Origin of the sequence: Mesorhizobium sp. CA13, assembly GCF_020165235.1 — a bacterium.
Classification (GTDB): Bacteria; Pseudomonadota; Alphaproteobacteria; order Rhizobiales; family Rhizobiaceae; genus Mesorhizobium.
The window spans coordinates 108,450-120,951 of record NZ_JAIUHS010000011.1 but is presented as its reverse complement, the minus strand read 5'-3'; the positions used below and the strand labels follow the sequence as shown (position 1 = coordinate 120,951).

Genomic DNA, 12,502 nt, shown 5'->3' with positions numbered 1-12,502 from the left:
CTGTCGAACCTGTGTCGGAACGATCGATTTTTCGGCGCGGCCCCACTTCCCCAGCAGCGTCGCGGCGGGCCGACGCGAATGCGTCACCAACTGTCATGCAAGCATCATGTTCGCGCCTTAGACCGCTTGGCGAGGGCAAAAGCGGCCCTCCAGGGCGGCAGCCTCGCCGCCCCCAGGCAGCCTCAGAATTCCGCCGTCCCGGCGCTTTGTCATCAAGGGGATATCCATGACGCATCTACGCTCATTCTCGTTGCGGCTGCTGGCCGCCGCGCTGGCGGCCTCGGCCGTTTCGCTGCCTGTCTTCGCCGACAGCACGGCCAGCGTCGGCGGTGCCAGTTTCGTCAACAAGGGGCTGGTGGGGGTTGGCCGCATCCCGGCCGGCCAGCGCGACAGGTTCGGCGAGACCTTCGGCTCCGGTTCCGGCATGTCAATCGACACCGCGGGCTGGAGACATGATGCCGGCACCTACAAGGGCTCGCTGTGGCTGCTGCCCGACCGCGGTTATAACGTCGTCGGCACCACCGACTACCGGCCGCGCCTCAACACCATCAACATCGAATTCGCCCCGACGGCGCCAGGTGCCGCGCCCACAGCCGGCCAGGAGCAGACCGGTCTCAAGGCGACGCTCGCCGACACCATGCTCCTGACTGACGACAAAGGCGCCGACGCCAGCGGTCTCGACCCGCTGAACGGCGTGCGTCCCGCCGCTGGCGACATGCCTGTCCTGCCGCAGGCCGATAACGGCAAGCTCGCGCTCGACAACGAGGCGATTGTGCGGCTGCCTGACGGCACTATGCTTGTCTCGGACGAATACGGTCCCGACATCTACCGCTTCTCCGCCGACGGCCGTCTGATGTCGGCGACCCAGCCTCCGGCCGCGCTCGTGCCGATGCGCCACGGCACGGCCAATTTTGCTTCCGACAATCCGGGCCCAGGTGCTGCCGAACCCGAACCAAGGATCCCGAGACCGGCCGCCAGAACAATCAGGGCCTCGAAGGCATGGCAATGACGCCAGACAGCAAGTTCCTGATCGCGGTTTTGCAGTCGGCAACACGGCAGGATGGCGGCGATTCGGCCTCGACACGCCAGAACACCAGGGCGCTGGTCTATGACGCCTCCGATCTTGCCCATCTCAAGCTGGCGCACGAATACGTCGTGCCGCTGCCGGTGTTCAAGGACGCCAAGGGCAAGACCAAGGTGGCTGCGCAAAGCGAGATCGTGGCGCTGTCGGATACCGCTTTCCTGATGCTGGCGCGCGACAGCGGCAACGGCCAGGGCCTGAAGGGCGAGGATTCGCTGTATCGCAAGATCGACATTGTCGACCTTTCCGGCGCGACCGACATCGCCGGCGGTCCCTTCGATGCCGCCGACAAGCCGGTGGCGCCCAAGGGCGTGCTCGATCCGTCGGTGACGCCGGCAAGGCTGACGCCGTTCATCGACATCAACGACAAGGCCGAGCTTGCCCGCTTCGGCCTGCACAATGGCGCGCCCAACGACAAGGATAACCTCTCGGAGAAGTGGGAAGCGATGTCGCTGGCGAGCGTGCTCGATCCGAAGCTGCCCGACGACTATTTCCTGTTCGTCGCCAACGACAACGACTTCCTTGCACAGGACGGCTTCCAGGTCGGCGCGCCCTACAAGGCAGAGGACGGCGCCGATGTCGACACCATGTTCCTTGTCTATCAAGTCACGCTTCCCGACCTCGCCAGGAAGTAAGCATCTTACCGGAGGCGCCAGGCGGCGCCTCCGGCCCGACAAGCATGATCGGATGCACGACGGCATGCCTTGCCCGCCGTCGCTCCTTTCGCAAAGGTGCATCCCGGTCGGCCCTGCGGTATCCTGCGTGCCGGACTCAAAAGAACCAGCTTTGCCGGATTGCCCGCCATGGATGAAAAGATGCCCGCGCGCCGGCGCACCGGTGACCTGACCAGCGGCCCCATTCCGCGCACGCTCCTGCTGTTCGCCCTGCCGGTGCTCGGCTCCAATGTGCTGCAATCGCTCAACGGCTCGGTCAACGCCGTCTGGGTCGGCCGCTTCCTCGGCGAATCCGCGCTCACCGCCACCTCCAATGCCAACCTGGTGCTGTTCCTCATCCTCGGCACGGTGTTCGGCATAGGCATGGCGGCCACCATACTGGTGGCGCAATCGGTCGGCGCCCGCGACCTGCCCGAGGCGCGCCGCATCGTCGGCACCAGCGCCACCTTCTTCTTCTTCGTCTCGATGCTGTTCGCCGTCTGCGGCTGGATCTGGGTCGACGCCATTCTGGGCGCGCTCGGCACACCGCCCGACGCCTTGCCGCTGGCGCGCTCCTATTTGCGCATCATCTTCGTGGCCGTGCCGATGATGAACCTTCTGTCCTTTGTCATGACGGTGCTGCGCGGGGCCGGCGATTCGCGCACGCCGTTCTTTTTCATGGCGCTCGCCGTCGTGCTCGACATCATCTTGAACCCACTGCTCATCCGCGGCATCGGGCCGTTCCCCGAGTTCGGCATCGCAGGCTCGGCAATCTCGACGCTTGTGGGCCAGACAGTGAGCGTCATTGCCATCCTGATCGTGCTCTATGTCCGCAAGCACCCGTTGCGTCTGGCCGGCGCCAATCTGGCGCTGCTGCGGCCGGATCCCGCCTTGCTGCGCGTCGTCGTCTTCAAGGGGGTGCCGATGGGTTTGCAGATGATCGTGATTTCGGCCGCGGCCCTGACGGTGATGGGCATCGTCAACTCCTACGGCTCGCAGGTGGCCGCCGCCTACGGCATCGCCGCGCAGTTATGGACCTACATCCAGATGCCCGCGCTTGCCATCGGCGCGGCCGTGTCCTCGATGGCGGCGCAGAATGTCGGTGCCGGCCGCTGGGACCGCATCAGCCGCATCGCAGCGTCAGGCGTCGGCTTCAACCTGGTGCTGACCGGCGCTCTCGTGGCACTTCTATGGTTCTTCGACCGCTCGATCCTCAGTCTGTTCCTGAGCCGCGACAGCGCGGCGATAGACATCGCCGCTCACATCAACAACGTCGCGTCCTGGTCATTCATCCTGTTCGGCATCACCATCGTGCTGTTCGCCACGGTACGCGCCACGGGCGCCGTGATGCCGCCGCTGGTCATCCTGATCATCTCGGTACTGGTCGTGCGCACCGGCTTTGCCTATTTCATGCGGGATGTGATCGGCGAGGAAGCGCTGTGGTGGAGTTTCCCCGCCGGCTCGATCACCTCCCTGCTGCTGGCCGCGGGCTATTACCGCTTCGGCGGCTGGCGCACCTTGCATATGATGGAGAACAGGCCGGCCGCCGGCGAGCCGCCCGACACCGGGCTCGGCGTGCCGCGCCAACGCGCGCATCTTTCCCCCGAGACGCCGAACGGCTGAAGCTGGCCGCTCTCAAGGCCTGTTTTTCAACCCAAAGCCCAGCGCGACCAGCGCAAACACGATGATCATCGCGGCGAACGCCAGGCTGGCCGCGATGGGGCTGGCATAGGTCGAGATGATGCCAATGCCAATGACGGGCAAGGCATTGCCGATAAAGCAGCAGATGAAGAAGCTGGATACCACTTCCGCGCGGCGATCCTCCGGTGCGATCTCGTTCACCACCTGCAGGCTGCCACGATAGCCGAGTGCGGCCGTCAGGCCGCAGCAGGCGGTGGCTGCAATCATCAGGGCCATCGACGCCAGCATCTGCGCCGCCACCACCATGAGGATGCTGGGAATCATCAACGCCAGCGCGGCCAGCATGGCCTTGCCGCTCTGCATTTGCTTCAACGCTACGATGCTGAGCGCGGTGACGATCGCCAATTCGAAGAACAGCGCACCGGCGACAGCATGGTTCGTCTCATGCAGTTGCTGCGCAAGGATGCTTGGCGCCACCGCTGCATAGAAGCCGACAAGCGCCATGGCGCCGAAACCGGTCACCGCCGGCGCGACGAAGCGCGCGCGGATTTCATCCGGCACGGCAAAGTGCGGCCGCATGGAAATCTGCCCGAGTCCGCCAGGCTCCGCCACCGTTTCGCGTGTACGCCAGACCAGGATGGAGACGATGACAAGCACCGCCAGATAGACAATGAAGACCAGGCGCAAGGGCCACGGTTCATACTGCGCCAACAGTCCCGAGACGAGTGCGCCGAAACCCAGGCCGAGGAAATTGGTGCTGGTGGCGATGACGCTGGCGCGCGCCTTGTCCGCGTCGGGCAGAAGCTCGGCGATCCATGCCGTTCCGGTCCCCGCGCCGACGCCGATGCCAAGCCCGCTCAGAATGCGCGCCACATCGAGCGAAACGACATTGTTGGCGAACAGAAAGACAAGCGCGCTGGCGACGGCGACGGCCATGGCTGCGAGAGCGGCAGGCCGGCGCCCAATGACATCCGACGCGCCGCCCAACATCAGCAGGGCGCCGAGATTGCCGACGACATAGACCGCGTAGACCAGCGTCAGCGTGATCTGTGAAAAGCCGAATTGCTGCTTGTAGATAATGTAGAGCGGCGTCAGCACGGTGCTGCCGGCGAACAGAACGGCGATCATTGTGGCGACCACCGGGATTGCGAGAGCCTCGCCGCCTGCTTCGTTGCGCGTATGCGCCAAGTCACGAAAGGCCATGGCCAAACCTCTTCGTCGTTTCAGGGATCGCGACCTTAACGCGCCCTTATCCCCAACGTTCCGGCCGGCCGGCAGGCTCCTGACAGCATGGTGGATGTTGCGTGGACCGGAACCGGCCGGCTGAACGGGCTCGGATCGGAACCAATGGTTCCGATCCGTCACGACATCCTGTCGTGTGCAATCCCCGACTTGCAGGAGACACCTTGTGCGATCCCGACAGGGGAGTTTCCCCGAGATAGTTGAGAAATTTATCGAATGGCGTTTATCGACCCGGCAACATCAGCTAACGGTTTACCGTCTTTCGACAATCGGCTCCGGGCAAAAGGCGCAACTCATGGGCAAAGGCAGGGTCGAGGCATTCACCGACGGTGTCGTGGCCATCATCATCACCATCATGGTGCTTGAACTGAAGGTGCCGCATGGCGAGGATCTCTCGACCTTGCTGCCGCTATGGCCGATCTTCTTCAGCTACGTGCTGTCTTTCATCAATGTCGGCATCTACTGGAACAATCTGCACAATATGTTCCACACCGTGCAGCGGGTCGACGGCCGCGTGTTGTGGGCGAACCTCAATCTCCTGTTCTGGCTGTCGCTGATGCCGGTGACGACCGCCTTCATGGGCGAAAACCATTTCGCGCCGGTACCGGTCGCCGTCTACGGCGCCGATCTCGCGCTGTGCGCCATTGCCTTCACCATTCTCGTCGTGACGCTCCACAGGCTGCACGGAAACGATACGGCCTTTGCCAAGGCGATCGGCAACGACCGCAAGGGCAAGATCTCGCTTGTCGCCTATCTCTGCGCCATCCCGCTGACCTTCATCAGCCAGTGGATCGGCGTTGCGATCTATGTGCTGGTTGCCCTTGTCTGGCTGGTGCCGGACAGGCGTTTCGCACGCGTGATCGAAAAATAGGGATCTATTCGCGCATCGCTTTCAGCTTCTCGGCCACCGACGCGGCAAGATCGGCGTAGCGCTCTTCCAGCCGTTCCGCCGCCTTGATGACCGCAAAATCATGGCCGAACTTTTCCAGCGCCATGCGCAGCTTCTCGACGAAATCCGCCTGTTTTTCCAAAGCCGAAAACAGCGTCTTCACCTGTGCTTCGCTGATCTCCGGATTTGCCAGCATCTGCGGCACTTCGCGGCTCATCTGATCGCCGGTGGTGGTCTGCTGCTTCAGGATTTCGATCCAGTCCGTCAATCGGGAAATCTCCTTTTTGCGAGGCACCATGCGCAGTCTCGGCCGGACCGGTCAACCCGGCCCCATGCCTGTCGAAAAAGCAGGCAGTCGGATGGAGGCTTGCGCCAGCCTGCCCCGGCGCTAAGTTCGGCGCCATCGCAAGAAGGAAGCCGCCGCCCATGCTGACCGACATCGAGATCCAGACCGCCCTGCCCGCGCTTGGTTCGGGCAATGCCGCCGTCATTACCGGTGCCGCCAGCGGCATTGGTCTTGCGGCCGCGAAGCGGCTGGCTCTCCTGGGCATGAAGATCGTGCTTGCCGATGTCGCCGGCCCGCGTCTTGAGGATGCGGCCCGTATTGTGTCCGCCATCGCCGGCGACGATGCCGTGCTGGCCGTCGCTGCCGACGTTTCGAAGGCACAAGACGTAGATCGTCTCGCCGAAAGAGCCTTTGGCGCCTTCGGCAATGTGTCGCTGCTGATGAACAATGCTGGTATCGGCAACAACCCGGGCAAGCCGTGGGAGAACCGCGACGCTTGGAAGCAGCTGCTGGACATCAATTTCTGGGGCGTCGTGCATGGTGTCGAAGCCTTCGTGCCCCGCATGCTGGGGGCCCGCCAGCCGGGTCTGATCGTCAACACCGGCTCCAAGCAAGGCATCACCACGCCGCCTGGAAACCTTGCCTACAACGTCTCCAAGGCGGGCGTGAAGACCTTCACCGAGGGACTGGCGCATGCCCTGCGCAACGAACCGGGCGCCCATCTGTCGGCGCATCTGCTCATTCCCGGCTTCACCTATACCGGCCTGACCGAGGGCGCGACCGAGAAGCCGGCCGGCGCCTGGACTGGCGAACAGGTCATTGATTTCATGCTGGAATCCCTGACAAAGCGCGACTTCTATATCCTGTGCCCTGACAACGAGGTGACGCGCCCGCTGGATGAGAAACGCATGGCCTGGGCAATCGGCGATATCATCGAAAACCGCCCTGCTCTGTCACGCTGGCACCCCGACCACAAGGATGCTTTTGCGGCATTCATGAAGCAATGAGCATGTCCGAAAAAATGAGAGCCGGTGTTCGGATCAGGTCGCATTCGAGCAACGACGGAACTCTTGGGGGTTAACCGGTTTCAGCCGGTGCTTCGAGCCACCTGCTTTTTCGGTTTGCGCTTTGACGCCACGGCTTTCTTGGCAGCTATGGCCGCGATTTTCTCGTCGTGCCGCTTCGCTGCCCGCTCGCATTTGGCACGGATCTCCTGGACCTCGGCTTCGGTCAGATGCTCGATACCGATGAAGGTGTTCTTGGCTTCGCTGACCCGGATCAACTCGTCGAGTTTGGCCTGGATTGCCGCGCCGTCTCGATTCTGGGTGTTTTGGATGAGAAACACCATCAGGAAGGTGATGATCGTCGTCCCGGTGTTGATCACCAGTTGCCAAGTGTCCGAGAAGGCGAAGAGTGGGCCGCTTACTGCCCAGATGATGACGATCAGGCAGCAGAGTGCGAATGTCGGCGACAGCCCCGCAAGGTGGGCTACCCGGTTGGCGATTTTGGTGAAAAGCTTCTCGATCATGGGATCCCTCAAACAGCGCCGCGCCGTGCGGTACGCCGGAAGGAACAACCGGCGGCCATGTCGGGTTCCCATCGGAAAGAAATACAACCGCCGCAATCGAATGCACGCATGAGGAGAATCGGAAGGACAACACACTTTATCAGTTTGGTGTCATAGTAACGGTGCAGGCAAACAGGCCTGTTCCTTCCGCTTCACAGCGGTTTACCTCCAGCCCCTTCCGTTGCGCCACCCCCGCATGACGGAAGGGGTTCAGTCCGGAGCGCTCGCGCAGCGGTTCCCTGAAGCGCGCCTTTGGCGCAAATGCGCGTGCTCTTCAGCCGCGCCGGCGCGAACTCACGCGGCGTGATTTTCCCAGCGGTCCAGGAAGGTCTCGATGGTCATGGCCTGCATGTCGGGAACGGCGCTGGCGAGCTTTTCGACCGGCCAGTTCCACCAGGCGAGAGCCTCGATCCGCGCCGCGATATCGGCTGCGAAGCGCGGCCGAAGCGGCTTGGCCGGCACTCCGGCGACGATCGTATAGGGCGGCACGTCATGCGTGACGACGGCGTTGGCGCCGATGACGACGCCATTGCCGATGGTGAGGCCGGGCATGATCACGGCCCCGTGGCCGATCCACACGTCATGGCCGATACTCACGGCCTTCGCCTGGCGCCGTTCGCGGAATGCGGCATCGACGCCCAGCCAGCGGAAATATTCGTTGGGCCGGTAGCTGACCTTGTGCTGGGTCAGCCGCTCGATCGGATGGTCCAGCGCATTGATGCGGCTGTTGGCGGCGACCGAGCAGAATTTGCCGATGCTCGTGTAGATCGCCTCGGCGTGCCGCTCGAAATAAGAAAAATCGCCGACGCTCACTTCGCGCAGCACCACCCGCTCGCCGATCGAGGCGTAGCGGCCGAGCTTGCATGCTTTCAGCTCCGCCGTCGGATGGATACGCGGCTCAGGGTCTTTCAGCACGAGATTTTCGGAAGGGTCCATACTGGCGGCTTTACGTCAGGGCAATAACTCCCGCAAGTCGGCAGCAATTGTCGGTCAGGTCAATTGCACGAAAGAACCCGATCCATCTATTTCGGTTTGCCCTTGGTCCACACCACGTTCTGGCCGTAGAGCGGCACGGTGGTGATCGACATTTTGGCCGAGCCGTTCTGCACCTGGCGCGAATGTGAGAGGTAGATCAGAGTCTCGTTGGCCTTGTCGTAGATGCGGTTCACCACCTGCTTCTTCCAGATCAGGCTGATGCCTTGCTTGAACACCTCCTCGCCGCCTTCGCTCATGTCGATGTCGCCGATGGTGATCGGACCGGTCTGGCGGCACGAAATCGAGGAATCGGAAGGATCCTCGAACCAGTTGCCCTTGTGCAGACGGTCGATGATGCCGCGGTCGAAATAGGACACGTGGCAGGTGACGCCGTCCACCTTCGGGTCCTTGATCGCTTCGACGATGATGTCGTTGCCGAGCCAGTCGACGCCGACCTTGCCGACTTCATCGGCGACTGCGGCACCGGCGCCAAGGACAAGGCACGCGGCCAAGGCGCCGCCGATCAGATTTCGCCCAATCAGTCGTTGCAAGATAGCCTCCGGGGTTCGAGTTTGCCGGTCTCAGGTGGGGCGAAGGACATTGCATTGCAAGCCGCCGGCCGCGATCAAAACGCCGTCACAGATCACAGCCGGTTGCGTCAACGCGGCACCTTTGCGTGTACCCGGTCGAACCGCTAAGACTGTTCGCTGACCCAAGGCCTGCCTGGCCATGGCCGGCATGCCGATGAAATTACAAGACGGAATCCTACTGATGATGCGCTCAATACTGGTCGGCATTCTCGTCCTGATGGCGGCCGGCATAGGTTGGCTGACCTTCGACTGGTATCGCGGCCACTATGGCGGCGAGCCTTTCGGTGCCGCCTTTACGCTGGTCGACCAGAAAGGCGCGCCGATCACCGAGGCCGCCTTCCGGGGCCACCCCAGCGTCGTCTTCTTCGGCTTCACCCATTGCCCAGAGGTCTGCCCGACCACGCTGTTCGAACTGTCCGGCTGGCTTAAGACGCTCGGCGACGACGGCAAGAACCTGCATGCTTATTTCGTCTCGGTCGATCCGGAGCGCGACACCCCCGCGGTCATGAACGCCTATGTCAGCAATTTCTCTGACCGCATCACCGGCATATCGGGCGACCCGGACAAGGTCCACGCCATGGCGAAGTCCTTCGGCATCTATTGGAAGAAAGTCGACACCGGAGACGGCGACTACACGATGGACCATACCGCCTCGGTGCTGCTGCTCAACGGCAAGGGCGATTTCGCCGGCACGATCGCCTATGGAGAAAGCGCCGACACCGCCGTGGAAAAGCTCAAACGCCTCGCGGCCAAGGGCTGATGCGAAATCCATGACCCAGACGCGGCTCCATTTCACCGCCGGCAAGATCGAATCCACCAGAATTTTCGCCGCCCTCGATGCCGCCTTCGAGGACGAAGGCTTGCCGATCGCGGTGCTGGAGGTCGATGAGGACGCGGACATTCATGAAGTCTCTCTCTATGCCGACGGCGATGTCGATGCGGTCGAGGCGCGGGTGAAGGACATTCTGGCAGGGCTGGCCCTGTCCAGGCCGGTCGAGCGCGAGACCTTGCCCGATATCGACTGGGTGGCGCGCTCGCTGGAAGGGCTGAAACCGGTGCGTGCCGGCCGTTTCTTCGTGCATGGCGCGCATGATCGCCGCAAACGCCATAGTGGCGAGCTTGCCATCGAGATCGAAGCGGGGCTGGCCTTCGGCACCGGCCACCACGGCACCACCGCCGGATGCCTGGAAATGCTGGAAAAGGTGACGCGGCGCGAGCGGCCGCGCAACGCGCTCGACCTCGGCACCGGCAGCGCGGTGCTGGCCATCGCCGTGGCCAAGCTCTACCATATTCCTGTGCTGGCGACCGACATCGATCCGGTGGCGGTAAGCGTTGCCGCCGCCAATGCGCGGCTCAACCACGTCAAGGCGCTGGTGGAGACGGTGACCGCGCCCGGATTCCACCATCCGATCTTTGCCAGGCGTGCGCCTTTCGACCTGATCATCGCCAACATATTGGCGCGGCCGCTGATGCGGCTTGCGCCGGAAATGGCGCGACACATCAGCCTCGGCGGCTCGCTGGTGCTGTCAGGCATCCTCGACCGGCAGCGCGACGCGGTGATCTCCGCCTATGTCGGCCAGAGTTTTCGCCATGTCAGAACGCTGCACCGCGAAGGCTGGGTGACGATCCATCTCAAACGGTGACGCAGCCCCGTCTGGCCCTGCTGAAATCGATTCCGGTTTCCAGCTCCATGCGCTACGGTCGGGCACTATCCGAGGGAGACGCCACCATGTTCCAGACCTTTGATTCCGCTGGCGATCCGGCCGTCGGCAGACCGCGCGTGGCGCTGCTGCGCCAATGGCTGGCGGAAAACGGCCTGGATGGATTTGTCGTTCCCCGCGCCGACGAGCATCAGGGCGAATATGTCGCCGACCGCTCGGCGCGGCTGAAATGGCTGACCGGCTTCAGCGGCTCCGCCGGCGTTGCCATCATCCTGCGCGACCGCGCCTTCATCTTCGTCGACGGACGCTATACGCTGCAGGTGCGCGGCGAGGTTGATCTCGGTATCTTCTCAATCGAGAGCCTGGTCGACAATCCGCCTGCAAATTGGCTCAAGGATAACGTTGGCAAGGGCGCGCGGCTCGGCTTCGATCCCTGGCTGCACACGATCGGCGAGATCAAGGCGCTGCAGGCCTCGGCCGACAAGACCGGCGCCGCGCTGGTGCCGCTCGCGACGAACCCGATCGACATCATCTGGAAGGATCAGCCGGATGCACCGGTCGCTCCCGTCGAACTCCATCCCATCGGCTTTGCCGGCCAGCTCGCCAAGGACAAGCTGGCGCGGCTGGCAGCGGCGATCGGCAAGGAGGGCGCCACCCATGCGGTGCTGACCGATCCCTCCTCGATCGCCTGGGCCTTCAACATCCGTGGCGGCGACGTGCCGCACACGCCGCTGGCGCTCGGCTTCGCCATCCTCGCCGCCGACGGATCGCACCAGCTATTCATGGACAGCCGAAAATTCTCGCGCCAGGTCGCGGCGTATCTCACTCAGCTCGCCGAGCCCCATGAGCCCGGTGAATTCGAGGCGGCGGTCGTGGCGCTGGCCAAAAGCGGCGCGAAAATCGCGCTAGACCCAGTTTTGGCCGCCGACAAGCTGCGCATGCTGGTCGAGGACAATGGCGGCGAGGTGATCTCAGCGGTCGATCCGGCCCGCATCCCGCGCGCCACCAAGAACCAGGCCGAGATCAACGGCTCGCGCGCCGCGCATCGCCGCGACGGCGCGGCCGTGGCCAAGCTTCTGTGCTGGCTCGATCATCAGAAGCCCGGCTCGCTCGACGAGATCGCGGTCGTCACCCGGCTGGAAGAGACGCGCCGGCAGACCGGCGAAGAAACGCAGATGCCGCTGCGCGACGTCTCCTTCGACACTATTTCGGGCGCCGGCCCGAACGGCGCCATCATGCATTACCGCGTCTCACGCGCCACCAGCCGCAAGCTCCACGCCGGCGAGCTGTTCCTGCTCGATTCCGGCGCCCAATATCAGGACGGAACCACCGACATCACCCGCACCGTGCCGATCGGCCAGCCGACCGAGGAAATGCGCGAACGTTTCACGCTGGTGCTGAAAGGCATGATCGGCATTTCCACGCTGCGTTTCCCCGCCGGCACGCGCGGCTCGGAAATCGATGCCGTCGCCCGCATGGCGCTGTGGAAGCATGGCTGCGACTTCGCGCACGGCACCGGCCATGGCGTCGGCTCGTATCTGGCCGTGCACGAAGGCCCGCAACGCATCGCCCGCACCGGCACTGAAAAGCTGCTCGAAGGCATGATGCTGTCCAACGAGCCGGGCTACTACAAGGAAGGTTCCTACGGCATCCGAATCGAGAACCTCATCCTGGTGACGCCGGCCGCCCAGATCGATGGCGGTGACATCGCCATGCACGGTTTCGAGACGCTGACCCTGGCGCCGATCGACGTCAGGCTGGTGCGCTCGGACTTGTTGACCCGCGACGAGCTGCATTGGCTCGACACCTACCACGCCCGCGTGCTGGCCGAGATAGGCCCGATGCTCGACGGCGAGACGCTGGCCTGGCTGGAGAAGGCAACCGCGCCGCTGCCGCACGACGCGAAGGTTTGATCTA

Annotated in this window: 11 protein-coding genes and 1 pseudogene; 7 read left to right on the top strand and 5 right to left on the bottom strand. The window is 63.5% G+C overall.

What is annotated here, in order from left to right:
* The first annotated feature begins 226 nt into the window (after positions 1 to 226).
* A pseudogene (locus LB566_RS22870) lies at positions 227 to 1,716 on the top strand (esterase-like activity of phytase family protein).
* Between the two features lie 168 nt (positions 1,717 to 1,884).
* Positions 1,885 to 3,357: an MATE family efflux transporter gene (locus LB566_RS22865; protein WP_224627265.1), complete on the top strand. Its 1,473-nt coding sequence runs from the start codon at positions 1,885 to 1,887 to the stop codon at positions 3,355 to 3,357.
* Positions 3,358 to 3,369: 12 nt separating this feature from the next.
* Here the strand turns inward: LB566_RS22865 and LB566_RS22860 are convergent, their stop codons facing one another.
* Positions 3,370 to 4,578, bottom strand: a complete 1,209-nt coding sequence (locus LB566_RS22860) for an MFS transporter (protein ID WP_224627263.1) — start codon at positions 4,576 to 4,578, stop codon at positions 3,370 to 3,372.
* A 334-nt stretch (positions 4,579 to 4,912) separates the two neighbouring features.
* Here LB566_RS22860 and LB566_RS22855 point away from each other — a divergent pair, with 334 nt between their 5' ends.
* On the top strand, positions 4,913 to 5,488 hold the full coding sequence (locus LB566_RS22855; protein WP_140553139.1) for a TMEM175 family protein: 576 nt from the start codon (positions 4,913 to 4,915) through the stop codon (positions 5,486 to 5,488).
* A gap of 4 nt (positions 5,489 to 5,492) precedes the next feature.
* Here LB566_RS22855 and LB566_RS22850 read toward each other — a convergent pair whose 3' ends face one another.
* On the bottom strand, positions 5,493 to 5,774 hold the full coding sequence (locus LB566_RS22850; RefSeq protein WP_224627261.1) for a hypothetical protein: 282 nt from the start codon (positions 5,772 to 5,774) through the stop codon (positions 5,493 to 5,495).
* Positions 5,775 to 5,932: 158 nt separating this feature from the next.
* Between LB566_RS22850 and LB566_RS22845 the strand changes: the two genes are divergently transcribed.
* Positions 5,933 to 6,799 carry an SDR family NAD(P)-dependent oxidoreductase gene (locus tag LB566_RS22845; RefSeq protein ID WP_224627259.1) on the top strand — a complete coding sequence of 289 codons (867 nt, stop codon included), beginning with the start codon at positions 5,933 to 5,935 and terminating at the stop codon, positions 6,797 to 6,799.
* A gap of 80 nt (positions 6,800 to 6,879) precedes the next feature.
* Here the strand turns inward: LB566_RS22845 and LB566_RS22840 are convergent, their stop codons facing one another.
* From LB566_RS22840 to LB566_RS22830, 3 genes are all read right to left on the bottom strand, one after another.
* Complete coding sequence (locus tag LB566_RS22840) at positions 6,880 to 7,320, bottom strand: low affinity iron permease family protein (protein ID WP_181169327.1); 441 nt, start codon at positions 7,318 to 7,320, stop codon at positions 6,880 to 6,882.
* Positions 7,321 to 7,653: 333 nt separating this feature from the next.
* Positions 7,654 to 8,295 carry a DapH/DapD/GlmU-related protein gene (locus LB566_RS22835; RefSeq protein WP_224627257.1) on the bottom strand — a complete coding sequence of 214 codons (642 nt, stop codon included), beginning with the start codon at positions 8,293 to 8,295 and terminating at the stop codon, positions 7,654 to 7,656.
* Between the two features lie 86 nt (positions 8,296 to 8,381).
* Positions 8,382 to 8,885 (bottom strand): CreA family protein, encoded by a 504-nt coding sequence (locus tag LB566_RS22830; RefSeq protein WP_224627255.1) that lies wholly within the window; start codon positions 8,883 to 8,885, stop codon positions 8,382 to 8,384.
* Positions 8,886 to 9,105: 220 nt separating this feature from the next.
* Between LB566_RS22830 and LB566_RS22825 the strand changes: the two genes are divergently transcribed.
* The 3 genes from LB566_RS22825 to LB566_RS22815 all read left to right on the top strand — a co-directional run bounded on the left by LB566_RS22825 (position 9,106) and on the right by LB566_RS22815 (position 12,498).
* Positions 9,106 to 9,684, top strand: a complete 579-nt coding sequence (locus LB566_RS22825; protein ID WP_140495247.1) for an SCO family protein — start codon at positions 9,106 to 9,108, stop codon at positions 9,682 to 9,684.
* Between the two features lie 10 nt (positions 9,685 to 9,694).
* On the top strand, positions 9,695 to 10,567 hold the full coding sequence (locus LB566_RS22820; RefSeq protein ID WP_224627254.1) for a 50S ribosomal protein L11 methyltransferase: 873 nt from the start codon (positions 9,695 to 9,697) through the stop codon (positions 10,565 to 10,567).
* An 86-nt stretch (positions 10,568 to 10,653) separates the two neighbouring features.
* Positions 10,654 to 12,498, top strand: coding sequence for an aminopeptidase P family protein (locus tag LB566_RS22815; protein ID WP_224627252.1), 1,845 nt, complete (start codon positions 10,654 to 10,656; stop codon positions 12,496 to 12,498).
* Positions 12,499 to 12,502: the final 4 nt, after the last annotated feature.